Below are 24,001 nucleotides of genomic sequence, written 5' to 3' on the forward strand. Positions count from 1 at the left end.
TGCCGATGCCTGAGGCACACGACCCGCGCCCGGCGCGTCCCGTGTGCCCGAGACCCCGCTATCCCGATGCCTGAGGCACACGACCCCTCCCAGCGCCCGCCCCCAGACGCACGAGAGCCCCGACCGCCAGGCCGGGGCTCTTGTCGTGTCGATCGACCACGCAGGCGTCAGCCGATGGTCCAGGTGTCCCCGGCGTTGATCAGCGCGGCGAGCCGGTCCTCGGCGCTGCCGACGGCCGCGTCGGACGCGGCGGCGACCTGGGCGCGGGCCTGGTCGTCGTACGTCGCGCGCTCGACCTGGCGGAAGATGCCGATCGGGGAGCGGTTGAGGTAGCCGGAGTCGGTGAGGCGGCTGATCGCGAACGCGGTCGACGGGTCGGGGTTGGCCTGGTCGTGGACCACGATCTCCTCGACGGCCACGGACGAGGTCTCGACCACCTCGACGCCGCCGCCCGTGCCCCGGACCAGGGCCTTGTCGCCGAGGCCGGTCTCCTCGTCGCGGACGCCGAACGTGATCGGCTGGCCGTGCACCAACGGGATGATCGCGTGCTGGGCGCTGTCGCGGTCCTTGATGGCGTCGAAGGCGCCGTCGTTGAAGATCGGGCAGTTCTGGTAGATCTCGACCAGGGAGGTGCCGCGGTGGGCGGCTGCGGCGGCGAGGACCGCGGTGAGGTGCTTGCGGTCGGAGTCGATGGTGCGGGCGACGAAGGTGGCCTCGGCGCCGAGGGCCAGGGAGACCGGGTTGAAGGGGTGGTCGATGGAGCCCACGGGGGTGGACTTGGTGACCTTGCCGGTCTCGCTGGTGGGGGAGTACTGGCCCTTGGTGAGGCCGTAGATCCGGTTGTTGAACAGCAGGATCGTCATGTTGACGTTGCGGCGCAGGGCGTGGATGAGGTGGTTGCCGCCGATGGAGAGGGCGTCGCCGTCGCCGGTGACGACCCAGACGGAGAGGTCCTCGCGGCTGGTGGCGATGCCGGTGGCGATGGAGGGGGCTCGGCCGTGGATGGAGTGCATCCCGTAGGTGTCGAGGTAGTACGGGAAGCGGGAGCTGCAGCCGATGCCGGAGACGAAGACGATGTTCTCGCGGCGGAGGCCGAGGTCGGGGAGGAAGGACTGGACGGCCTTGAGGACGGCGTAGTCGCCGCAGCCGGGGCACCAGCGGACCTCCTGGTCGCTGGAGAACTCCTTGGCGGTCTGGGTCTGGCCCTCGGCGAGGGTGGGGACCGCGTCGGTGCCGCCGCGGAGGACGGGCAGGGGAAGGTCGGTGGTGCTCATCGGAGCGGTGCCTCCTCGTGGTCGGCGGGCGGGTTGAGGCCGTGCTCGCCGAGGTCGACCGGGATCTCCTCGGCGTCCGCGACGAGCTGGCCGATGGCCTCGGCGAGCTCGGCGGCCTTCAGCGGCAGGCCGTAGACGTGGTTGTAGCCGATCGCGTCGACGAGGTACTCCGCGCGCAGCAGGCGGGAGAGCTGGCCGAGGTTCATCTCCGGGACCAGCACCTTGTCGTACCGCTTGAGGATCTCGCCGAGGTCCTTCGGGAACGGGTTCAGGTGGCGCAGGTGCGCCTGCGCGACGTTGTAGCCGGCGCGGCGGACCCGGCGGCAGGCCGCGCCGATCGGACCGTACGTCGAGCCCCAGCCGATCACCAGCACCTTCGCCGCGCCCGACGGGTCGTCGACCTCCAGCGGCGGCAGCGAGTCGGCGATCCGCTCGATCTTCGCCTGGCGCGTGCGGACCATGAAGTCGTGGTTGGCCGGGTCGTAGGAGATGTTGCCGTGGCCGTCGCCCTTCTCCAGGCCGCCGATCCGGTGCTCGAGGCCCGCGGTACCCGGGACCGCCCAGGGGCGGGCCAGGGTCTCGGGGTCGCGCAGGTAGGGCCAGAACTCGTCGGCCTCGCCGTCCGCGCTCTTCTTCGACACGTGGTTCGGTGCCGTCGCGAAGTCGGGGTCGATTGCGGGCAGCTCGTCCACGGCCGGGATCTGCCAGGGCTCGGAGCCGTTGGCCAGGTAGCCGTCGGAGAGCAGCATCACCGGCGTGCGGTAGGTGACCGCGATCCGGGTGGCCTCGACGGCGGCGGCGAAGCAGTCGCCGGGGGACTGGGGCGCGACGATCGGGATCGGCGCCTCGCCGTTGCGGCCGTACATGGCCTGCAGCAGGTCGGCCTGCTCGGTCTTGGTGGGCAGGCCGGTGGACGGTCCGCCGCGCTGCACGTCGACGACGACCAGCGGCAGCTCGGTCATCACCGCGAGGCCCATCGCCTCGGACTTCAGCGCGACGCCGGGGCCCGAGGTCGAGGTGATGCCGAGCGCGCCGGCGAACGACGCGCCGATCGCGGCGCCGATGCCGGCGATCTCGTCCTCGGCCTGGAACGTGGTGACGCCGAACGCCTTGTGCTTCGACAGCTCGTGGAGGATGTCGGAGGCCGGGGTGATCGGGTAGGTGCCGAGGAAGATCGGGAGCCCGGACCGCACGCCGCCCGCGACCAGGCCGTAGGAGAGCGCCAGGTTGCCGGTGATGTTGCGGTAGGTGCCCGGCGCCATCGCGGCGGGCTTGATCTCGTACTGGACGACGAAGGTCTCGGTGGTCTCGCCGAAGTTCCAGCCGGCCTTGAACGCGGTGATGTTCGCGTCGCGGATGTCGGCCTTCTTGGAGAACTTCCTCTCCACGAACGCCACGGTGGGCTCGGTCGGCCGCCCGTACATCCAGGACAGCAGGCCGAGGGCGAACATGTTCTTGGAGCGGCTGGCGTCCTTGCGGGTCAGGCCGAACTCCTTGACGGCCTCGACGGTCATCCCGGTCAGGTCGACGGGGAAGACGTTGAACTCCGCGAGCGGGTCGTTGGCGTCGCCCAGCAGGTCCAGCGGGTTGGCGTCGTACCCGGCCTTGTCCAGGTTGCGCTTGGTGAAGTCGTGGGTGTCGACGATGATCGTCGCGCCCTTCGGCAGGTCGCCCAGGTTCGCCTTGAGCGCCGCCGGGTTCATCGCCACCAGCACGTCGGGCCGGTCGCCCGCGGTCAGGATGTCGTGGTCGGCGAAGTGGATCTGGAACGACGAGACGCCCGGCAGCGTGCCCTGGGGGGCGCGGATCTCGGCCGGGAAGTTCGGCAGGGTCACCAGGTCGTTGCCGAAGACGGCCGACTCCTGGGTGAACCTGTCGCCGGTCAGCTGCATGCCGTCGCCGGAGTCACCGGCGAAGCGGATGATCACTCGATCCAGCTGCTTGACCTGCTTGGTCTGGCTCACGTCGATCTACTTCCTCGTCCATGGGGCAGTGCGTTCGTGGTGCCGCGGTCGCACCGGTCGTCCCACTCTAGAACCTGTTCCACTTCTGGGAGTGCGTTCCGTTCCGCAAACTGGACAAGTGTCCAGGTCGTTTCCGCGGCACTCCAAGGATAAACGGCAAAATCATATATTCCGCGCCGGCGCCGCTCCGTGGGCGCCTTGGGCGTGGCGCACATCTCCTCCCATTCGGGCCATCGAGGCAGGAACAGGGCTTGCCAAGGTGTGTCGCTTAAGACTATTAATCTACTTGTATTAACCCAGAAGGGGCTCAATGGAGCCTCCGAACACAGGAGCTGTGACATGAAGCGGACGATCAAGGCGGCGGCGCTGACGGTGACCGGGACGGTCGCCCTGGCGGGCTGCACCTCGACCGGTGCTGCGACCTCGGACAGCGGCCTGTCGGTGGTCGCCTTCTCGGTGATGGAGACCGCCAACGCCGACGTGTACGACGCCTTCGCGGCGACCGACGCCGGCGCCGACGTGACCTTCACGCCGTCGTACGGCGCCTCCGGGGACCAGAGCCGCGCCGTCGTCGCGGGCGCCGACGCCGACGTCGTGCACTTCTCGCTCGAGACCGACGTGACCCGCCTCGTCGACGAGGGGCTGGTCGCCGAGGATTGGAAGGAGACGCCGACCAGCGGCATCGCCACCTCCTCGGTGGTCGTGCTGGTCGTGCGCGAGGGGAACCCGCTGGGGATCACCGGCTGGGACGACCTCGTCGACCCCGGCGTCGAGGTGGTCACCCCCAACCCCGGCTCGTCCGGCGCGGCGCGCTGGAACATGCTCGCCGCGTGGGCTCACGTGGCCGGCAACGGCGGCAGCGACGCCGAGGCGAAGCAGTTCGTCGCCGACCTGCTCGCCCACACCCCGGTGCTGCCGGCCTCGGGCCGCGAGGCGACCTCGGCGTTCGTCGAAGGCGACCAGGACGTGCTGCTCTCCTACGAGAACGAGGCGATCCTGGCCAAGCAGAACGGCGAGGCGATCGACTACGTGGTCCCCGACGACACCCTGCTCATCGAGAACCCCGCCGCGGTGACCGTGGGCTCGGGCGACGGCGCCCGGGAGTTCCTCGACTTCATGGAGTCCGCCCCCGCCCAGGAGCTGTACGCCGGCTTCGGGTTCCGGCCCGTCGCCGGGGTGGACGGCGTGGAGCTGCCCGCGGTCGAGGGCGCCAACGACCCGGCCGACCCGTTCCCGGCCCCGCGCCACCTCTTCACCATCGACGCCGACTTCGGCGGCTGGGGCGCGGCGGCCGAGAAGTTCTTCGCCGACGGCGAGGACGGGGAGCCGCTCGGCGTCATCCCGGCGCTGATCGAGGCGTCCGGTGCGGAGGCCGCGGAATGAGCGCCGCCACCCTCGAGGCGCCGCCGGGCGCCCCGCCGCGGGGCCGGCCCCGGTCGCGCCGTCCCCGCACCACCCTCACCACCGGCTCGTCGATCGGACTCGGCATCGCCGTCACGTGGTTCAGCCTGCTCGTGCTGATCCCGCTCGCCGCGATCGTGGTGACGGCCGGCGAGCGCGGGTGGGCCGGCTACTGGGACACCGTCACCAGCCCGCAGACCCTGGCCGCGGTGCGGCTCACGGTCGGTCAGGCGCTGCTGGTCACCGGCGTCAACGTGGTGATGGGCACCGTGATCGCGTGGGTGCTGGTCCGGGACCGGTTCTGGGGCCGCGCCGTGCTGGACGTCGTCATCGACATCCCGTTCGCGCTGCCGACGATCGTCGCCGGCCTGGTGCTGCTCGGCCTCTACGGCCCCTCCAGCCCGCTCGGCCTCGACTGGGCGTACTCCGAGCGCGCGGTCGCGCTGGCGCTGGCGTTCGTGACGCTGCCGTTCGTCGTCCGCACCGTGCAGCCCGTCCTCGGCGAGCTGGAGCCCGACGCGGAGGAGGCCGCCGCCTCGCTCGGCGCCAACCGGCGCACCATCCTGCGCCGCGTCGTGCTGCCGGCCCTCGTGCCGGCGATCGCCGCCGGCGCCGTGCTCTCCTTCGCCCGCGCCATCGCCGAGTACGGGTCGCTGGTGCTGCTCAGCGGCAACCGGCCGTTCCAGACCGAGGTGGTCTCGGTGCGGGTCCTCACCCACGTCGAGAACGGCAGCACGGCCTCGGCCGCCGCCGTGGCCAGCCTGATGCTGGGCGTCGCCCTGGTCGTGATCGTCGGGCTCGACCTGGTGCAGCGGCGGGTGAGCCGCCGTGGTTGAGCTCACCACCCCGGTCCGCTGGCTGCTGCGCCTGGTCGCGGTCGGCTACGTGCTCCTGCTGGTCGCCTGGCCGGTCTCCACGGTCGTGCGGGAGGCCTTCGCGGACGGCGTCGGCCCGGTCCTCGACCTGCTCGCCGACCCGCACGTGGTGCACGCGCTGTCGCTGACCGCCCAGGTGGCCGTCCAGGCGGTGCTGATCAACCTGGTCTTCGGCGTCACGATCTCGATCCTCCTGGTGCGCCACGAGTTCCCCGGCAAGCGGGTCCTCTCGGCGCTGATCGACCTGCCGATGGCGGTCTCGCCGGTCGTCGTGGGCCTGGCCCTGCTGCTGATCTACAACGGCCGCACCGGCTGGTTCGGCCCGACGCTGGAGTCCTGGGGGTTCCAGGTCATCTTCAGCGGCCCCGGGATGATCATGGCCACCTGCTTCGTCGCGCTGCCGCTGGTGATCCGCGAGGTCGTCCCGGTGCTCACCGAGATCGGCGACGAGCAGGAGCAGGCCGCGCGCAGCCTCGGCGCGAACACCCGGCAGACCTTCTGGCGGATCACCCTGCCCAGCATCAAGTGGGCCGTCGTCTACGGCGTCGTGCTCAGCCTCGCCCGCTCCCTCGGCGAGTTCGGGGCGGTCAAGATCGTCTCCGGCAACGTCGTGGACCGCACCCAGACGGCCACCCTGCTGGTCGAGACCCAGTACCAGGGGTTCCAGCAGTCCTCGGCGTACGCCGTCTCCTTCGTGCTCGCCTTCGCGAGCGTGCTCTGCATCGTCGTCGTCTCCATCCTCCGACCCAAGGAGAAGCACTGACATGTCCATCGAGGTTCGCAACATCACCAAGCGCTACGGCGACTTCTACGCCCTGGACGACGTCAGCGTCTCGCTGCCGACCGGACAGCTCACCGCGCTGCTCGGCCCCTCGGGCGGCGGCAAGTCGACGCTGCTCCGGATCATCGCCGGGCTGGACACGGCCGACTCGGGCACGGTGGCCATCGAGGGGGTCGACGCCACGAGCCTGCCGCCGCAGAAGCGCAACGTCGGCTTCGTCTTCCAGCACTACGCCGTCTTCAAGCACATGACGGTCGCCAAGAACGTCGCGTTCGGGATGGAGATCCGCAAGCGGCCGCGGGCGGAGGTGAACCGCCGGGTCGAGGAGCTGCTCGAGCTGGTGCACCTCGCGCCGTTCGCGCACCGGATGCCCTCCCAGCTCTCCGGCGGCCAGCGGCAGCGGATGGCGCTGGCCCGGGCGCTCGCCGTGGAGCCCAGCGTGCTGCTGCTCGACGAGCCGTTCGGCGCGCTGGACGCCAAGGTCCGCAAGGAGCTGCGCGACTGGCTGCGCCGGCTGCACGACGAGGTGCACGTGACCACGGTCTTCGTCACCCACGACCAGGAGGAGGCGATGGAGGTCGCCGACGAGATCGTCGTCGTCAACGGCGGCCGGATCGAGCAGGTCGGCAGCCCCGACGAGCTCTACGACCAGCCGGCCAACGACTTCGTGATGGGCTTCCTCGGCGACGTGACGGAGCTGGGGCCGCTGAGCCTGCGGCCGCACGACGTCGACGTCACGCTGCAGCCCGGCCGGGCCGGCGCGCTCCCGGGGCGGGTCGTGCGGATGCTCCGGGTCGGCTTCGAGATGCGGCTGACCGTCGAGATCGACGAGAGCATCGGCCTGCACCACCGCGGCGGGCCCGTCTCCGTCGTACTGACCCGCAGCCACGCCCACGCCCTCGACCTCGAGCTCGGCAGCCGGGTCTGGCTGTCCCCGTCGGTCGGCGCCACCACGGTGCCGTCGATGGTCGCCGTCTGATCGACCGCCCGAGACGCGGCCGGCCCGATGCTGCTTCGGGTCGGTCGCCGCGGCGGGGTCCGATTGTCCCCGGACCCCGCCGCGAACCCCAGGTGCGGCCGACCCGCCTGTACCCCGGGTCGGTCGCCGCGGCGGGGTCCGATTGTCCCCGGACCCCGCCGCGAACACCTCTCACCCGACGCGTACGTCGGCTGGGGTCACCGGGCGAGCTCCTCGGCGCGCGCCCTCAGCGCCTCCGCGTGCCGGCGGAAGCCGTCCGCCACCCTCCCGGGCCCGGCGAGCAGGACCAGCGGACCGGAGAACTCCTCGACGGTCTCGTAGACGGTCGCCCCGCCGGCGACCTGCTCCAGCCGCTGGTGCCGGGTGCCGCGGACCAGGCCGAACCGCGCCGGCCAGCCCTCGTAGTCGTAGGACATCCGGGCGGTGGTCCGCTCGCCGAGCGTCGACGGCGGGTCGAGCGCGGTGATCCGCTCGGGCGAGCGGGACCGCCGGCCGCTGGCCCACGCCACGTGCAGCACGATCGGGTTCCCGATCGCGGCCGGCTGCTCGGTCTCGACGCGCACCACGAACGGGTTCCACTCGCCGTACCGCTCCGTGTCCAGCATGACCTGCCAGACCAGCTCGAGCGGCGCGGTGATCTCGACCCGCGCCGATGGGTTCATCCCGGGAGGCTAGCCCGGTGAGGGGGGCGCCGCCTGCCCGATCGGGGGTAGGTCGGCGGCTGGCGGTCGGCTGGCGGCTGGCCGTCGGCTGGCGGTCGGCTGGCGTGGGTGGCGGTCGGCTGGCGTGGGTCGTGTGCCTGAGAACCCCATATGCCGGGGCCTGGGGCACACGACCCCGAGGCGGCGCGGGCCTGAGGGCATGTAACACGCGGTCCACCGCACTACCCGGCCGTCTGCGTCGGTTCCAGCCCGTCGTAACGGGCTGGAACCACCGTGAACGACCGACCAGATCGGCGTGGGACCGCGGATCAGCGGTAGTTGGTGAACTGCACCGCGAAGTCGTAGTCCTGCGCCTTCACCAGCGCGATCACGGCCTGCAGGTCGTCGCGCTTCTTGGAGGAGACGCGCAGCTCGTCGCCCTGGATCTGCGCCTTGACGCCCTTCGGGCCCTCGTCGCGGATCAGCTTGGAGATCTTCTTCGCGTCCTCGGAGGTGATGCCCTCCTTGAGGGCGATGCCGATCTTGGACTGCTGGCCCGAGGGGCGGGGCTCGCCAGCGTCGAGGATCTTCAGCGACTGGTTGCGCTTGATCAGCTTGTCCTGGAAGACGCTCAGCACGGCGCTCGCGCGGTCGTCGGCGGAGGCGGTGATCTCGATCGCGTTCTCGCCCTTCCACTCGATCGTGGCGCCGGTGCCCTTGAAGTCGAACCGGGTCGCGATCTCGCGGGCGCACTGGCCCAGGGCGTTGTCGACCTCCTGCCGGTCGAGCTTGCTGACGATGTCGAAGGAGGAGTCGGCCATGGGTGTCACCTGCGCTGGTTGGTGTGTGCGGTTTTCGGTCTCGGGGTGGTACTGCGCTATTGTTTCGCGTCGTCACCGAGCGGCAAACCCGGGGTTAACCGGGATGCTCTCGACGACAGCCCGGCAGGTTGCCCGAGCGGCCAAAGGGAGCTGACTGTAAATCAGCCGGCATTGCCTACAGTGGTTCGAATCCACTACCTGCCACGGCAAGAGAACCAGCCCTGACCAGCGGAGACGCGGGTCGGGGCTGGTTCGTTTTTCGGTCCCGGCGCGGGCGCTCGGGGTGGGTCGTGTGCCCCAGGGCCCGCCATGAGCGGGCCTCAGGCACACGACCGACGCCCGGCCCGAGTCGTGAGTCCCACGCACCGGCATGGAGGGGTCTCAGGCACACGACCCACGCCAGCGCCCGCAGCCGCCACGAGCCACGGCTTGCCGCCCCGCGCCAGACTGGACGGATGACCGCACCGCCAGCCGCCACCGCGGACCGCGCATGACGATCGCCGTCACCGGGGCCACGGGCGCCGTCGGCGGCCGGGTGGCCCGCGCCCTCGCCGCGGACATGCGCAACGACCTGCGCCTCGTCGTCCGAGACCCGGCCCGCGCGCCCGACTTCGACACCGACGTGCGCGCCTGCGAGTACGCCGACCACGCGGCCGCCGTCGCCGCACTGGCGGGTGCCGAGGTGCTGTTCATGGTCTCCGCCGCCGAGGCGGTCGACCGCCGCGACCAGCACCGCACCTTCATCGGTGCCGCCGTCGAGGCGGGGGTGCGGCACGTCGTCTACACCTCGTTCGACGGCGCCGCCCCCGACGCGACCTTCACCCTCGGACGCGACCACGCCGACGCCGAGGCAGCGATCCGCGGGAGCCGGATGGCGTTCACGTTCCTGCGCGACAACTTCTACCTTGACGTGCTGCCGTACTTCGCCGACGCCGACGGCGTCATCCGCGGTCCGGCCGGCGACGGCCGCTTCGCGCCGGTGGCGCGCGCCGACGTCGCCGACGCGGCGGTCGCGGTCCTCCGCGACCCGGGGCCCCACGCCGGGGTGGCCTACACGCTCACCGGACCCGAGTCGCTGACCATGGCCGAGGTGGCCGCGCGCGCCGGCGCGGTGCTCGGGCGCGACCTGCGCTTCGAGGACGAGACCGAGGAGGCGGCGTACGCCTGGCGGCGGGAGCAGTACGGCGCCGCCGACTGGCAGCTCGACGCCTGGGTCAGCACCTACACCGCGATCCGCGACGGCTCGCTCGCCGCGGTCAGCGACGGGGTCGCGCTCCTGACCGGCCACCCGGCCCGCAGCCTGGAGGAGACGCTCGGCGGCTGAGGCGGTCCGTCCGCGGGCACCCTGCCGGCGTCCGGGGGATGCGAGCCCGGCCCCGACGTGTGATGCTCGTCACCACCTGGTGTCGGACGGCGGGGGCGGACATGGCGAGTGACGAGACCACCTACGACTACGTCGTGATCGGCGCCGGCTCCGGTGGTGCCGTCGTCGCCGGCCGGCTCTCCGAGGATCCGGGCACCCGCGTGCTCCTGATCGAGGCCGGCGGCTCCCACAGGAAGATGGCGGTCCGCGTCCCGGCGGCGTTCGCCCAGCAGTTCCACACCGACCTCGACTGGGACTACACGACCGAGCCCGAGCCGCACCTCGACGGCCGGCGGATCTACCACCCGCGGGGCAGGATGCTCGGCGGCTGCAGCAGCCAGAACGCGATGATCTACATCCGCGGCAACCGCGCGGACTTCGACGGCTGGGCCGAGGCCGGCGCCAAGGGGTGGTCCTACGACGAGGTGCTGCCGTACTTCCGCCGCTCCGAGCACAACTCGCGCGGCGCCGACGCCCTCCACGGCGGCGACGGGCCGCAGTACGTCGAGGACCCGCGCTCGCCCAACGAGGTCAGCCAGCGGATGGTCGAGGCGATGGTCGAGGCCGGCCTGCCGCGCAACGACGACTTCAACGGGGCCGAGCAGGTCGGCGCCGGGCTCTACCAGGTCACCCAGCACCGCGGCCGCCGCTGGACCACCGCCGACGGCTGGATCGCGCCGGCCCGCCGGCGGAAGAACTTCACGGTGTGGACCGACAGCACCGTCCTGCGCCTGGCCCTGGCCGGCGGCGCCGTCGCCGGGGTCGACGTCGAGCGGGAGGGACGCCGGGTGACGGTCCGGGCCGAGCGGGAGGTCGTCCTCGCCGCCGGCGCCTTCGGTACGCCGCACGTGCTGATGCTCTCCGGCGTCGGGCCCGCCGACCACCTGCGCGAGCACGGCGTCGACGTGGTTGTCGACAACCCGAACGTGGGCGCCCACCTGATGGACCACCCGATGTACGTGGCGAACTGGGAGACCAGCGCGACCGGCACGCTGGCCGAGGCCGAGAAGCCGGCGCAGCTGCTCCGGTTCCTGCTCCGCGGCCGCGGGCTGCTCACCTCGAACGTCGGGGAGGCCGGCGCCTTCTTCCACACCCGCGACCGCGACGACGCCCCGGCGATGCAGCTGATCGGGGCGCCGGCGTACTTCTGGCAGCACGGCGCCGCCACCCACCCGACGCCGGCGGTCGCGTTGGGGTGCTCCCTGGTCGGCTCGCGGAGCACCGGGGAGGTGCGGCTGCGCACCGCCGACCCGAAGATCAAGCCGGCCGTGCGGTTCGACTACTTCGCCGAGCCCGAGGACATGGCGGCGATGGTCGCCGGCCTCGAGCGCGCGCGGGAGGTGATGGCCGCCGGGCCGCTGCGCGGGATCATCGGCAAGGAGATCCACCCGGGCGGCGACGTCGGCCACGACGACCTGGTGCGGGACGTCCGCCGCAAGGTCGAGCACACCTACCACCCGTCCTGCACCGCCCGGATCGGCACCGAGGTGACCGGGGTCGTCGACCCCGAGCTGCGGGTCCACGGCGTCACCGGCCTCCGGGTCGCCGACGCGTCGGTGTTCCCGCGGGTCACCCACGGGAACACCCACGCGCCGACGCTGATGGTGGGGGAGAAGGCGGCCGACCTGCTCCGCGGCTGACCCGACCCGTCAGAGCCGGTGGTTGGCCACCAGGACGCGCCGCGGGTCCAGCTCGTCCCGGACCCGGCACACCCGCAGCCAGTCCTCGTCGTCGTAGAACCGGCTGGCGTCCACCCGGGTCTCGGCGAAGGTCGGCACCAGTGAGCGCTGGGCCCACGGCGCCATCGCCCGGACCACGCTGAACGCGGCGGCCCTCCCGGCCACGACCGCCTCCGGGGTCGGCGCCATCGCCACGCAGAGCAGCGCGTAGTCGCCGGCGATGGAGGACAGTACGCCGCCGCCGGGCACCGGCCGGGCGAACGCCCCGCCGAGGTGGCGCAGCTCGGCGAACATCAGGCCGCTGCGGGTGCCGGGTCCCACCTGGGCGAGCAGCGCCGCGACGCCGTCCGCGTCCAGGGGGCCGAGGACGGAGTGGTCGCCGACCGCCGGCGAGGGCGCCGGCGGGTCCATGTGCACCTCGGTCAGCGCGGACGCCGGGACCCGGGCGAAGGTGTCCATCTCGGGGGCGAGCGCCCGCAGCGGCGCCAGCACCTCCGCGGCGCGCTCGTCGGCCTCCAGGACGGCGCCGTCGACGATCACCAGGTCGCGCCCCGACAGGAACGGCGGCAGCTCGGGCAGCGGCGGGAAGCTCATCACCCGCAGCGAGGTCGTGGCCGACTCCGGCGCGGTGCGGCTCCACTCGACCCAGGCGGGCACCACCTCGGGGGCCCGCTCGCGGTCCCAGAGCAGCATGCCGGCGTACACCTCGGCGTAGGGGAGCAGGTCGATCTCCAGGGCGACCACGACGCCGAGGTTGCCCCCGCCGCCGCGCAGCGCCCAGAACAGGTCGGGGTGCTCGGTCGCCGACGCCCGGACCAGCGTGCCGTCGGCGAGCACCACGTCGGCCGCGCGGACGGAGTTCGCGGCGAGGCCGTGGGTGCGGCCGTAGAAGGAGAGGCCGCCGCCGAGGACGTAGCCGGCGACCGCGACGTCGGGCGCCGAGCCGTGCAGCGCGGTCAGCCCGTGCGGGGCGGCCGCCTCGACGACCTCCTGCCACAGGGTGCCGCCGAGCACCCGCGCGGCGGGCCGCGCCGGGTCGACCTCGACGCCGGTCAGCGCGGAGAGCCGGACCAGGACGACGTCGTCGAGATCCTGCTCGCCGAGGGCGGCCGCGCCGTGTCCGGTGCTCTGCGGGGCGACCCGCAGCCCGGCGGTGGCGGCGGCGCGGACGACGTCGCGGACCTGGTCCACGGTGCGGGGCAGGGCGACGGCGGCGGGGCGCTGGTCGACGGCGAGGTTCCAGGCCAGCCGTGCGACGTCGTACCCGGGGTCGCCGGGGAGGTGGAGCTCGCAGGCCGTGGTGAGGCCCGAGCGAAGGGTGATGTCAGGGGTGGTTGTCATGGCGGCAACCCTGCTGCCGCGGGGCCGTGGCGGACCATCCCGATCGGGTGGGGTGATTCCGGCGTCGGAGCTGGGAGGTATGGACCACCCAGGAATCTGGGATTCCCCCGCGGCGGGGTTCGGCGCACACTGCTGTCATGGCCCGAGGACTGACCGCCGAGCGCGTACGCCAGGACGTCGACGTCGTGGCCCGGGCCGGCCTCGACCTCGACGAGTTCCTCGGCGAGGCGGTCGACTCGGTCCGCCGCGCCGTCCCGTGGGTGAGTGCCTGCGTGGCGACCCACGACCCGGCGACCCACATGATGACCAGCGCCCGCAAGTACGGCTCGCTGCGCGAGTGCAACAGCCGGGACCACGAGTTCGGGATCGTCGAGTACGGCAGCGTCGAGGAGACCGCCTTCACCGAGCTCGCGGTCGCCGCCGTCCCCGCCGCCGGGGTGCACCTGGTGACCGGCGGCGAGGTGGAGCGCTCGCACCGGATGGCGGCGTTCATGAAGCCCCACTTCGGCTTCGGGGACGAGGCCCGCATGGCGTTCCGCGACGGCCGCGAGGCCTGGGGCGCGATGGCGCTGTTCCGCGGCGAGGACGACCGGCCGTTCGACGCCGGCGAGGTGGCGTTCCTGGCCTCCCTCGCGGCGCCGTTCGCCCGGGGAGTCCGCACCGGGCTGCTGGCCCGGATCGCCGAGGGCATGGTCGGGTCGCCGGCCCCGGCAGGGCCCGCGGTCGTGATCGTCGGGTCGGACAACCAGATCACCCAGATGACGCCCGCCGCCGAGCAGCGGCTGGTCGACCTGGTCAGCGGTCCGCACCACGGCGACCCGCTCGCCCCGATCGCGGCGTTGATCGGCGCCGCCCGGCGGTTCGGCCGCGGCGACGCCGGGAACCCGGCGCGCAGCCGCGTCCGGACCAGCACCGGGATGTGGCTGGTGCTGCAGGCCGGCCCGCTGAGCGCGTCGAGCGACCACGACGGCGACGTGGTGATCACCATCGAGGAGGCCCGGCCGCCGGAGATCGTGGCGCTGGTGGTCGCCGCGTTCGGGCTCACCCCGCGCGAGCGCGACGTCGCCCAGCTGGTGCTCCAGGGCGTCGACACCAAGGAGATCGCACAGACGCTGCACCTGTCGTCGTACACCGTCCAGGACCACCTGAAGGCGGTCTTCGACAAGGCCGACGTGCGGTCGCGCCGCGAGCTGATCGCGCGGGTCTACTTCGACCAGTACGTGCCGCGGATGGGCAACCAGCTCTCGCCGTCCGGCTGGTTCGCCTAGGCGCCCCTGCCGGTGGTTGAGGTGCGAGCGAAGCGAGCCTCGAAACCACCCCACCGGCGATGGTGGTTTCGAGGCTCGGCGCCGGGGCGCCTCGCACCTCAACCACCGGGCGCCCGGTGGTTGAGGTGCGAGGAGCGCTAGCGACGAGCCTCGAAACCTCCGGGCCTCAGGCCGGCGACAGCAGGAAGACCGGGATCTCCCGGTCGGTCCACTCCGTGTACTTGTCGTAGTTCGGCCAGATGGTGCGCATGTGCGCCCAGAGCCGGTCCTTCTCCTCGCCGGTCACCTCGCGCCAGGTGACCGTCCGCTCGCGGCCGCGGTAGCGGACCTGCGCGGTCTCGGCGGCCCGGAGGTTGCCGACCCAGACCGGTGGCTTGGCGCCGCCGAAGTTCGACCCGGCGACGAGCCAGCCGCCGCCGTGCGGGACGCAGAGCAGCGGCGTGGAGCGGGGGATCCCGGTCTTCCGGCCGGGCACCGTGAGCATCAGGTTCGGCAGCCCGGCCGCGTCCAGGACGCCGTACCTGCCGCCGGTGAGGCGCTGCAGGTTCTTGTCGGTCCAGGTGATCTGCGGGAGCAGCCTCGGCATCCAGGGGTAGGAGCCGAGCCTGATCGCGACCGGTGTCAGGAGCCCCATGCCGAGCGACCTGCACTTGAAATCCGCACCCTGAGTCGCACCCCGAGCACGCACCTCGCTGCGTTGGCAGAGCTTGAGATACGCCCGGTAGCTCGGCGCTCCGCCGCCTTGCGATGCACGCACCCGGCGCACGACTCAAGGCACGGATTTCGCGCGCAGGCCACTAGGCGGCGACCTCCTGGCCGGTGAAGACCTTGTAGGTGTAGGCGGTGCCGATCAGCACCAGCGGGAACGTGAAGATGGCGCCGACCAGGCACAGGAACGCGCCGACCGCGGCGATCACGCCGCCGATCAGGTACCAGACCAGCGCGTTGCCCAGGTTGTCCCGGACCAGCTCGAAGCTGGCCCGGATGGCGTCCACCGGCGCCAGGTTCTTGTCCAGCACGAAGTACAGCGAGTAGCTGGTGAGGAACGCGACGATGAGGCCCGGCAGGTAGCAGAGGATGAAGCCGACGGTGGTGGCGGCGCCGACCAGCAGCGCGGTGACCAGGACCGGGCCGATCTGCTCGAACTTGAACGCGTCCGCGGCCCAGAACTCGCGGCCCTCCGTGATCGCCAGCGCGCCGCGGATGATCGCGGCGGCGAGCAGCTGAGCGACGACGAAGACCGCCCCGTAGAGCACCGAGTAGAGGAAGAGCGAGACGAGGAACGGGGTGTCCCAGCTGGTCAGCGCCCCGACCACCAGGAAGCCGAGGCCGTAGACGATCGCGATCGCGACGATCAGACCGACCGCGGCCAGCACGATCTGCGCCATGTTCTCGTTGAACTTCTTCCACGAGTAGCTCAGGCAGGCGGCGACGTCCCAGGCGCCGGCCGGGCTCGGCGGCGGCGCGCCCCAGCCACCCTCCGGCGGGGGCGGCGGCGGGGGCGGGGTCCCTCCCGGCGGGGGCGGAGGGGGCGGGTTCTCGGACATCGTGACTCCTTCGCAGGATCCTCGGGGCGCCGGGTCGAGACGGTGGCGCGCAGCAATGTAGTGCCCGTCCGGGTGCCCCGGCACACCTCAAACTGGTCATCACGCCGGTGAATCGAACCGTCGCCGACGGTTGGAGTGCCGTTCAACTCCCCGTCGGATCGACTGCCTACGTTCCGGCCGTGAGCTCCCTGCCGCCGGTCGCCCGCGGGCTGCTCGGCAGCCTCCTCGTCCTCGTCGGCGGGTTCCTCGTCGCCACCATCCCGCCGTCCGCGCCGGTGCTCCGCTCGGCCACCCTGGCCGCGGTGCGCGGCGCCGAGGCCGGGCGCATGGTGGGCCTGACCGTGGTGCTGGTCGGGCTGGCGCTGGTCGCCAGCGCCTGGCTGACGATCTGCCGCCAGGTGGCCACCGCCGGCGAGCGTGACCCGCAGAGCCGGGCGGACGCGCTCGGCCTGGTCCGCTTCGCGACGGTCGTGTGGTCCGCGCCGCTGCTGCTCGCCCCGCCGCTCTTCTCCCGCGACGGCTGGTCGTACGCCGCCCAGGGGATGCTCGCGCGGGTCGGGCTGTCGCCGTACGACCACGGCCCCGCCGCCCTGCTACCGCCGGTCTGGTCGCTGCTGCCGTGGCAGTCCGAGCCGATCGTCCAGGCCGTCGACCCGATGTGGATGGACACCTCGACGCCGTACGGGCCGCTGCCGCTCTTCTTCGGCAGCCTGGTCGCCGGGCAGACCGGCAACCCGTGGATGCTGGTGATCGCCCACCGCTGCCTGGCGCTGGTCGGTCTCGGCCTCCTCGCCTGGGCGGTGCCGCGGCTCGCCTCGTGGACCGGCGCGAACCCGGCGCTGGCCTCGGCGATCGTGCTCGCCTCGCCGCTGATGCTCGCCAACGGGGTGGGCGGGCTCCACAACGACCTGCTGGTGGTCGGCCTGATGGCTGCCGCGCTGGTCGTCGCGGTCGAGCGAGGCTGGGCCTGGGGAGCGGTGGTCGGCGGCCTCGCGGCGGCCGTGAAGCTGCCCGGCGGGCTGGTCTGCATCGCGGTCGCCCTGGTCACGCTGCCCGCGGCGGCCGCCCTGCGCCCGCGGCTGCGCCGCCTCGCCGCGGTCGCCGCCGTCGCGCTCGGCACCCTCTTCGGGCTCGGCGCGGTGACCGGCCTGGGCCACGGCTGGATCCAGGCGCTCACCGTCCCCGGCGAGGTGGAGACGCCGCTGTCGATCACCACCATGCTGGGGCGGCTGCTCGACACGATCGTCGCAGGGCTGGGACTCGGCACCGACCCGGACACGTTCCGGGACCTGTTCCGGACGCTGGGCGTGGTCGCCTCGCTCGCCGTGGCGGTCGGCGTGGCGCTGCGCTGGCGCACCGGCGACCGCGGCGCCGCCATCGGCGCCACCGCGTTGACCGCCGGGGCGTTCGTGCTGCTCTGCCCGGTGGTGCACCTGTGGTACTTCCTGCTGCTGCCGCCGTTCCTGGCCACCCTCAGGCTCGGCCGGACCGCCACCGCGGCGCTGCTCGTCCTCTCCGTGGTGCTCGGGCTGGTGGCGCCGCTGGACTCGTCCCTGCACGGCGCCTACCTGGCGATCGTCACCGGGTGCATGACGCTGGCCGTGCTGGTCCCGCTGATCCTGCTCACCCGGCCGGCGCGGGAGAGCATCGACCGGATCTCGTCGTCGCGGTGGCTGGTCATGCCGGGGCAGTCGCCCCGGCGGTAGCGGTCAGGCCGGGATCGGTACCTCGACCGGCTCCCCGGCGTGCACCGCGAGCATCCGCTCGACCGTCCGCGACCACGGGAACTCCTCCGCGCGCGCCCGGGCTCCGGCGCGGCGCGACGGCACGGGCCGCTCGGCCACGCGCAGCACCGCGTCCGCCAGCGAGGCCGGGTCCGGGGCGCCCCAGGCGCCGGAGCGGGCGTCGACCAGCTCGCGCGCGCCGCCGCGGTCCGCGGTCACCACCGGGGTGCCGCAGGCCAGCGCCTCCAGCACCGCCAGCCCGAAGGTCTCCCCGGGGCAGACCGAGAGCGAGACGTCGGCCGCGGCGATCCGCTGCCGCAGCTCCTCGCGGCCGCCGACGAAGCCGTGCAAGGTGACCGGCGCCGTGCCCGCGATCTCCTCCAGCTCGTGGCGGTGCGGCCCCTCGCCGTACACGTCCATCCGGACCGGTACGCCGCGGCGGTGCAGCTCGACCGCGGTGGCCACCGCCAGGTGGGGCGACTTCTCGCGGGACAGGCGCCCCACGTGGACCAGCCGCAGCGCGCCGTCGGGCTCCCGCTGCGGTCCCGGGCGGAAGGTCGCCAGGTCCACGCCGAGCGGCACCCGCTCGATCGGGCAGCCGGCCGCGTCGGCCAGCGCCTGGAACTCGGCCTGGGCGTAGCGGGAGGTGACCACGAGGACGTCGAAGGAGCGCACGACCAGCCGGTTCACCACCCCGATGGAGACCTTCGAGGTGGTCGGCTTCCCGCTGCGCATCGCGAACATGTCGGTCAGCCGCTCGTGCGAGAGGCAGACCGTGCGCACCCCGGCGCGCCGTGCCCACCAGGCCACCGGCAGCAGGGTCAGCTTGTCGTTCCACTCGATCGAGGTCGGCGCGAACCGCTCCAGGGTGTCGACCAGCCGCCACGGCTCCACGATCAGGCGGTAGCCGCCGCCGACCCGCGGCGCGCGGACCGTGACCACCGGCCCGAGCGGGGTCTCCTCGACGGCGTCGGCCGGTCCGGGCACCACGAGGAGCCGCTCGACCCCGGCGTCGACGTACCCCTTGCCGAGCTCGGCGAGGGCCGTCTTCATGCCGCCCGACGCCGCCCCGACGAAATTGGCGAGCTGGGCGATGCGCACGCGGCAGACCATCCCGAATCGCGGTGAACGGATCGCGACCTGCGGGTGGAGGTCAGGTGAGTCCTCGCGGGTCGCCACGGGTCGCGGGTCCCGGGCGCGGTTGACGCACGGGGAACACTGGACACATGGCCACCAGCGCGCCGAGGGGGGAGCCGGACGAGTCCGGCCTCGAGGTCGGACCGCCACCGGACCACTCCGCGGGTCCGAGGGCGGTGGCGATCGCGATGCGCCACGCGGTGGACCAGATGGGCGTGCGCCGCACCGCGACCACCCTGCGCCGGGTCAACCAGGTCGACGGCTTCGACTGCCAGGGCTGCGCCTGGCCCGACCCCGACCCGGCGCACCGGCACTCGGCCGAGTTCTGCGAGAACGGCGCGAAGGCGGTCGCCGAGGAGGCGACGCTGCGCCGGGTCGACGCGGCCTTCTTCGCCGAGCACCCGGTCGCCGAGCTCGCCGCGCACGGCGACTACTGGCTGGGGCAGCAGGGCCGGCTGACCGAGCCGATGGTGCTGCGGCCCGGCGCCACCCACTACGCGCCGATCGGCTGGGACGAGGCCCTCGCCCTGGTCGCCGACCGGCTGCGCGACCTGGACAGCCCCGACGACGCCGTCTTCTACACCTCGGGGCGCACCTCCAACGAGGCCGCGTTCCTCTACCAGCTGCTGGTCCGCGCCTACGGCACCAACAACCTCCCCGACTGCTCGAACATGTGCCACGAGTCCACCTCGGTGGCGCTGGCCGAGACCATCGGCATCGGCAAGGGGTCGGTCAGCCTGACCGACGTGCAGACCGCCGAGCTGATCGTGGTCGCCGGCCAGAACCCCGGCACCAACCACCCGCGGATGCTCGCCTCGCTCGAGGCCGCGAAGGAGAACGGCGCCAGGATCATCTCGGTCAACCCGCTCCGCGAGGCGGGGCTCGGCCGGTTCAAGAACCCGCAGAAGCCGCGCGGCGTGGTCGGCCACGGCACCCAGCTGGCCGACCTGCACCTGCCGGTCCGGCTCGGCGGCGACCTGGCGCTCTTCCAGGCGTGGGGCGCGCTGCTGCTGAAGTGGGGCGCGGTCGACGAGGGGTTCGTCGCCGGGCACACCGTCGGCTTCCAGTCGTACGCCGAGGGGCTGGCCGACCTGGACTGGGACCGGGTCGAGGAGGCCACCGGGCTCGACCGCGAGCAGATCGAGGACGGCGCGGCGATGATCCGCGACTCCGGCGCCACCGTGTGGTGCTGGGCGATGGGACTCACCCAGCACCGGCACGCGGTGGCCACCATCAAGGAGGTCGTCAACCTGGCCCTGCTGCGCGGCGACATCGGGCGCCCCGGCGCCGGCCTGTGCCCGGTCCGCGGCCACTCCAACGTGCAGGGCGACCGCACGATGGGCATCTGGGAGAAGCCGCCGGACTGGTTCCTCGACGCCCTGGAGATGGAGTTCGAGATCCCGGTGCCGCGCGAGCCGGGTCTCGACGCCGTCGAGGCGATCCACGCCCTCGACGCCGGCGACGCCCGCGTCTTCGTCGGCATGGGCGGCAACTTCGCTGCCGCGGCCCCCGACACCGAGGTCACCGAGGCGGCGCTGCGCAGGGCCGACCTGACCGTCCAGATCTCCACCAAGCTCAACCGCTCGCACGTGGTGCACGGCCGGACCGCGCTGATCCTGCCGGTGCTCGGCCGCTCGGAGAAGGACCGGACCGGCGGCCGCGCGCAGCGGGTCACGGTCGAGGACTCGATGTCGATGGTGCACGCCTCGCGCGGGCCGCTGGAGCCCGCCTCGCCGCACCTGCGCTCGGAGGTCGACGTGGTCTGCTCGCTGGCCGAGGCGCTGTTCGGCGAGGGGCACCCCGCGGCCGACGTGCCGTGGGCCGACTTCCGCTCCGACTACGGCTGGATCCGGGACCGGATCTCGCGGGTGATCCCCGGGTTCGACGACTACGACCGCCGGATCCGGCAGCCCGGCGGCTTCGTGCTGCCCCACCCGCCGCGCGACGCCCGCGTCTTCCCGACCGCGGTCGGCGCCGCGATCTTCACCACCAGCCCGCTCGAGGTGCTCGACCTGCCCGAGGGGCACCTGCTGCTGCAGACGCTGCGCTCGCACGACCAGTACAACACCACCATCTACGGCCTCGACGACCGCTACCGCGGCATCAGCAACGGCCGCCGGGTGGTCTTCGTGCACCCCGACGACGTCGCCGCGCTCGGCTTCGCCGACGGCGACCTGGTCGACCTGGTCGCGGTGTGGGACGGGACCGAGCGGCGCGCCGACGGGTTCCGGATCGTCCCCTACGACCAGCCCCGGGAGTGCGCGGCCGCCTACTACCCGGAGACCAACCCACTGGTGCCGCTGGGGTCGGTCGCCGTCGGCAGCAACACCCCGACCTCGAAGGCGGTGGTGATCCTGCTGGAGCCGCACGCCGCGGCGCGGGCGGGTGAGCGGTGAGCAACCCCGAGGCGCGGCCGGACGAGGTCACCTGCGCCACCGGTCCCACCGCCGGGCCGGAGGTGCTGGCGCCGCGCGAGGTGCCGCTGGGCGGGCCGCGGGCGATGCGGGTCCGGCGTACCCTGCCGCAGCGGGGGCGCACCCTGATCGGTGCCTGGTGCTTCGTGGACCACTACGGCCCGGACCGGGTCGCGGAGACCGGCGGGATGAGCGTCGCGCCGCACCCGCACACCGGCCTGCAGACCGTCTCCTGGCTCTTCGAGGGCGAGATCACGCACCGCGACAGCGCCGGCCACCACGCGGCCGTGCGGCCGGGCGAGGTCAACCTGATGACCGCCGGGCGGGGGATCAGCCACTCCGAGGTCTCCACCCCCGACACCACGGTGCTGCACGGCGCCCAGCTCTGGGTGGCGCTGCCCGACGCGGCCCGGGACACCGCGCCGGGCTTCGAGCACTACGCCCCGCCGCGCGTCGCCGGGCCCGGCTGGTCGGCCCGGGTCTTCCTCGGATCCCTGCTGGGCAGCGCCTCGCCGGTCGCCACCTTCACCCCGCTGCTGGGCGCCGAGGTCGTGCTCGACGCGGGCACGGTGCTGGAGGTCGACGTGGACCCGTCGTTCGAGCACGGGGTCCTGGTCGACTCCGGGGGCCTCGAGGTGGTCGCCGGCGACGGGCTCGTCGACGCGAAGGCGGCCGACCTCGCCTACGTGCCGCCCGGCGCGGCGCGGCTCCGGCTCGACGCCGGTCCCGACGGCGCCCGCGTGCTGCTGCTCGGCGGTACGCCGTTCGGCGAGGCGATCGTGATGTGGTGGAACTTCGTGGGTCGCAGCCACGAGGAGGTCGTCGCGTTCCGGGCGGCGTGGCAGGAGCAGGTCCTCGGGGCGGACGGGAGCCCCGTGGGGGACGGCCGGGACGTCGCCGACGGGAGGTTCGGGGTGGTGGCCGGAGAGCCGCTGCCGCCCATCCCGGCGCCGGTCCTCCCCAACGTCCGGTTGCGCGAGCGCCGCTGATCCACAGCCCGCCTCCGCGCATCGTGGTCGCGTCGGCGGCATGGTCCAAGATGTCCGCCATGGGACCGATCACCGGTGAGGACGGGCTGGCCCGCTGCCCCTGGGGCGCGGCGCCCGGGCCGATGCGCGACTACCACGACAGCGAGTGGGGCCTGCCGGTGCACGGCGAGTCGGCGTACCTGGAGCGGATGACGCTGGAGGCCTTCCAGTCCGGCCTGTCCTGGGCGGTGATCCTGGCCAAGCGCCCCGGGTTCCGGGCCGCGTTCGCCGGGTTCGACGCCGAGGCGATCGCCGACTTCGACGAGCCGGACGTCGAGCGGCTGCTCGGCGACGCCGGGATCGTGCGCAACCGGCGCAAGATCGAGGCCACCATCACGAACGCCCGCGCCACGCTCGACCTGCGCGCCGACGGCGGGCTGGAGGAGTTCGTCCTCGGCTTCGCCCCGGCCGAGGGGGAGCCGCCGGTGACGGCGGCCGACTGGCCGTCGAGCACCCCGGAGTCGACCGCGCTGTCGAAGGCCCTGAAGAAGCGCGGCTTCGCCTTCGTCGGCCCGACGACGCTGTACGCGCTGCTGCAGGCGCTCGGGCTGCCGGACCCCCACCTGGCCGGCTGCCACCGGCGGGGCGCCGCGTGATCCGCGGCCTGACCTGGCTGATCGGCTTCCAGATCCTCGGCGAGGTCGTCGTCGGCCTGTTCGACCTGCCCGTGCCCGGCCCCGTGGTCGGGATGCTGCTGTGCTTCGTGGTGCTCCAGGTGCGGCGTACCGGTGACGACGCCGCGCTGGTCCGCGCCGGCGGCGGCCTGCTGCGCCACCTCCAGCTGCTCTTCATCCCCGCGGGTGTGGGGATCGTGGCCTACCTCGACACGTTCGCCGAGGACGCGCTGCCGATCGCGGTGGCGATGCTCGGCTCCTGGCTGATCGGGCTGGCCGCGGTCGGCTGGACCGCGGTCGGGCTGGAGCGGCTCACCGGACGCCCCCGCGACGACCTCCCCGTCGCCGGCCACGGCGGCGGCGCGTGAGCGGGCTCGCGCACGCCGGCGACGTCGTGCTCGACGTCGCCCGGTCCCCGCTGGGGCTGATCGGGATCACCCTCGCCGGCTACCAGGCCGGGCGGTGGCTCCAGGCGCGGGTCGGCGGGCACCCGGCGGTGCAGCCGGTGCTGGTGGCGATCGTGCTGGTCGGCGCCACGATCACCCTGCTCGGGGTCGACTACGCCGACTACCGCTCCGGCGTCGAGCTGGTCACGTTCTGGCTCGGCCCGGCCACCGTCGCGCTGGCGATCCCGCTGCACCGCCAGGCGGCCCAGCTGCGCGGGTTCGTCCTGCCGATGCTGGTGGCCGTCGTGGTCGGGGTGGTGGTCTCGGTGACCAGCGCCGTGCTGCTCGCCCGCCTGCTCGGCGCCGACGAGGTGCTGCAGCGCACCCTGGCGCCGAAGGCGACGACGACCCCGGTCGCGATCGCGCTGGCCGACGGCCTGGGCGGCATCCCGCCGCTGGCGGCGGTCTTCGCGATCGTGATCGGGATCGTCGCCGCGCTCACCGGGCCGGCCGTCCTCAACGTCCTGCGGATCCGCGACCGGCGTGCCCGGGGCCTGGCCGTCGGTGCCGTCTCGCACGGCATCGGCGCCTCCCGGATGCTGCGCGAGGACGAGACCGAGGGCGCGTTCGCAGGCCTGGCGATGGGGCTGACCGCGCTCGCGGCGAGCCTGGTGCTGCCGCTGCTCGCCCTCCTCCTCTGGTAGCGCGAGTCGGCACAAACTCACCGTGCTCGGCCGCGAGTCGGCAGGAACTTTCTGCCGACT

Annotated in this window: 21 protein-coding genes and 1 tRNA gene; 14 read left to right on the top strand and 8 right to left on the bottom strand. The window is 73.3% G+C overall.

Translation table 11 applies throughout. From position 1 onward, the window contains the following. Positions 1-167: 167 nt before the first annotated feature. A complete protein-coding gene (locus tag ABLM29_RS05635) occupies positions 168-1,274 on the bottom strand; it encodes a 2-oxoacid:ferredoxin oxidoreductase subunit beta (RefSeq protein WP_349712979.1) in 1,107 nt (368 codons plus the stop codon). Further along, positions 1,271-3,238, bottom strand: a complete 1,968-nt coding sequence (locus ABLM29_RS05640) for a 2-oxoacid:acceptor oxidoreductase subunit alpha (protein ID WP_502889175.1) — start codon at positions 3,236-3,238, stop codon at positions 1,271-1,273. Before ABLM29_RS05640 ends, ABLM29_RS05635 begins: the two co-directional genes overlap by 4 nt. Positions 3,239-3,577: 339 nt before the next feature. Here ABLM29_RS05640 and ABLM29_RS05645 point away from each other — a divergent pair, with 339 nt between their 5' ends. The 4 genes from ABLM29_RS05645 to ABLM29_RS05660 are packed head-to-tail and all read left to right on the top strand — an operon-like array spanning position 3,578 to position 7,274. Next, on the top strand, positions 3,578-4,621 hold the full coding sequence (locus ABLM29_RS05645; RefSeq protein WP_349712980.1) for a sulfate ABC transporter substrate-binding protein: 1,044 nt from the start codon (positions 3,578-3,580) through the stop codon (positions 4,619-4,621). Next, positions 4,618-5,475 (top strand): sulfate ABC transporter permease subunit CysT, encoded by an 858-nt coding sequence (cysT, locus tag ABLM29_RS05650; protein ID WP_349712981.1) that lies wholly within the window; start codon positions 4,618-4,620, stop codon positions 5,473-5,475. The genes ABLM29_RS05645 and cysT overlap by 4 nt, the downstream gene beginning before the upstream one ends. After that, positions 5,468-6,277: a sulfate ABC transporter permease gene (locus ABLM29_RS05655; protein ID WP_349712982.1), complete on the top strand. Its 810-nt coding sequence runs from the start codon at positions 5,468-5,470 to the stop codon at positions 6,275-6,277. The genes cysT and ABLM29_RS05655 overlap by 8 nt, the downstream gene beginning before the upstream one ends. Position 6,278: 1 nt before the next feature. Beyond that, the gene (locus ABLM29_RS05660; RefSeq protein WP_349712983.1) at positions 6,279-7,274 is read left to right on the top strand and encodes a sulfate/molybdate ABC transporter ATP-binding protein; all 996 of its coding nucleotides are present in this window, start codon (positions 6,279-6,281) and stop codon (positions 7,272-7,274) included. Between the two features lie 197 nt (positions 7,275-7,471). Here ABLM29_RS05660 and ABLM29_RS05665 read toward each other — a convergent pair whose 3' ends face one another. Then, positions 7,472-7,936, bottom strand: a complete 465-nt coding sequence (locus ABLM29_RS05665) for an SRPBCC domain-containing protein (protein WP_349712984.1) — start codon at positions 7,934-7,936, stop codon at positions 7,472-7,474. Positions 7,937-8,244: 308 nt separating this feature from the next. Next, a complete protein-coding gene (locus tag ABLM29_RS05670) occupies positions 8,245-8,736 on the bottom strand; it encodes a YajQ family cyclic di-GMP-binding protein (protein WP_349712986.1) in 492 nt (163 codons plus the stop codon). A 122-nt stretch (positions 8,737-8,858) separates the two neighbouring features. On the opposite strand from ABLM29_RS05670, the gene ABLM29_RS05675 reads away from it, so the two are divergent. From ABLM29_RS05675 to ABLM29_RS05685, 3 genes are all read left to right on the top strand, one after another. Then, positions 8,859-8,940, top strand: a tRNA-Tyr gene (locus tag ABLM29_RS05675). A 286-nt stretch (positions 8,941-9,226) separates the two neighbouring features. Further along, complete coding sequence (locus ABLM29_RS05680) at positions 9,227-10,060, top strand: NAD(P)H-binding protein (RefSeq protein WP_349712987.1); 834 nt, start codon at positions 9,227-9,229, stop codon at positions 10,058-10,060. A 101-nt stretch (positions 10,061-10,161) separates the two neighbouring features. After that, positions 10,162-11,739, top strand: a complete 1,578-nt coding sequence (locus ABLM29_RS05685; protein WP_349712988.1) for a GMC family oxidoreductase — start codon at positions 10,162-10,164, stop codon at positions 11,737-11,739. Positions 11,740-11,748: 9 nt separating this feature from the next. Here the strand turns inward: ABLM29_RS05685 and ABLM29_RS05690 are convergent, their stop codons facing one another. Beyond that, complete coding sequence (locus ABLM29_RS05690; RefSeq protein ID WP_349712989.1) at positions 11,749-13,119, bottom strand: FAD-binding oxidoreductase; 1,371 nt, start codon at positions 13,117-13,119, stop codon at positions 11,749-11,751. A gap of 137 nt (positions 13,120-13,256) precedes the next feature. On the opposite strand from ABLM29_RS05690, the gene ABLM29_RS05695 reads away from it, so the two are divergent. Then, complete coding sequence (locus tag ABLM29_RS05695) at positions 13,257-14,387, top strand: response regulator transcription factor (protein ID WP_349712990.1); 1,131 nt, start codon at positions 13,257-13,259, stop codon at positions 14,385-14,387. A 166-nt stretch (positions 14,388-14,553) separates the two neighbouring features. On the opposite strand, the gene ABLM29_RS05700 is transcribed toward ABLM29_RS05695, so the two are convergent. Beyond that, entirely contained in the window at positions 14,554-15,021 is a 468-nt protein-coding gene (locus ABLM29_RS05700; RefSeq protein ID WP_349712991.1) for a nitroreductase family deazaflavin-dependent oxidoreductase, read from the bottom strand. A gap of 163 nt (positions 15,022-15,184) precedes the next feature. Further along, a complete protein-coding gene (locus ABLM29_RS05705; protein WP_349712993.1) occupies positions 15,185-15,934 on the bottom strand; it encodes a DUF2189 domain-containing protein in 750 nt (249 codons plus the stop codon). A 179-nt stretch (positions 15,935-16,113) separates the two neighbouring features. Between ABLM29_RS05705 and mptB the strand changes: the two genes are divergently transcribed. Continuing rightward, the gene (gene mptB, locus ABLM29_RS05710; protein WP_349712994.1) at positions 16,114-17,640 is read left to right on the top strand and encodes a polyprenol phosphomannose-dependent alpha 1,6 mannosyltransferase MptB; all 1,527 of its coding nucleotides are present in this window, start codon (positions 16,114-16,116) and stop codon (positions 17,638-17,640) included. A gap of 3 nt (positions 17,641-17,643) precedes the next feature. On the opposite strand, the gene ABLM29_RS05715 is transcribed toward mptB, so the two are convergent. Further along, positions 17,644-18,759: a glycosyltransferase gene (locus tag ABLM29_RS05715; RefSeq protein ID WP_349712995.1), complete on the bottom strand. Its 1,116-nt coding sequence runs from the start codon at positions 18,757-18,759 to the stop codon at positions 17,644-17,646. Between the two features lie 125 nt (positions 18,760-18,884). On the opposite strand from ABLM29_RS05715, the gene ABLM29_RS05720 reads away from it, so the two are divergent. Genes ABLM29_RS05720 through ABLM29_RS05740 form a run of 5 tightly spaced genes read left to right on the top strand, consistent with a single transcriptional unit; the run spans position 18,885 to position 23,941 of the window. Continuing rightward, a complete protein-coding gene (locus ABLM29_RS05720; RefSeq protein WP_349712996.1) occupies positions 18,885-21,191 on the top strand; it encodes an FdhF/YdeP family oxidoreductase in 2,307 nt (768 codons plus the stop codon). Then, positions 21,188-22,198, top strand: coding sequence for a pirin family protein (locus ABLM29_RS05725; protein WP_349712997.1), 1,011 nt, complete (start codon positions 21,188-21,190; stop codon positions 22,196-22,198). The genes ABLM29_RS05720 and ABLM29_RS05725 overlap by 4 nt, the downstream gene beginning before the upstream one ends. Positions 22,199-22,257: 59 nt before the next feature. Continuing rightward, positions 22,258-22,833, top strand: a complete 576-nt coding sequence (locus tag ABLM29_RS05730; protein ID WP_349712998.1) for a DNA-3-methyladenine glycosylase I — start codon at positions 22,258-22,260, stop codon at positions 22,831-22,833. Then, positions 22,830-23,219, top strand: a complete 390-nt coding sequence (locus ABLM29_RS05735; protein WP_349712999.1) for a CidA/LrgA family protein — start codon at positions 22,830-22,832, stop codon at positions 23,217-23,219. The genes ABLM29_RS05730 and ABLM29_RS05735 overlap by 4 nt, the downstream gene beginning before the upstream one ends. After that, positions 23,216-23,941 carry an LrgB family protein gene (locus ABLM29_RS05740; RefSeq protein ID WP_349713000.1) on the top strand — a complete coding sequence of 242 codons (726 nt, stop codon included), beginning with the start codon at positions 23,216-23,218 and terminating at the stop codon, positions 23,939-23,941. The genes ABLM29_RS05735 and ABLM29_RS05740 overlap by 4 nt, the downstream gene beginning before the upstream one ends. Positions 23,942-24,001: the final 60 nt, after the last annotated feature.

The sequence above is a fragment of the Nocardioides sp. YIM 152588 genome (genome assembly GCF_040191335.1).
In the GTDB taxonomy this organism is placed as follows: Bacteria; Actinomycetota; Actinomycetes; order Propionibacteriales; family Nocardioidaceae; genus Nocardioides.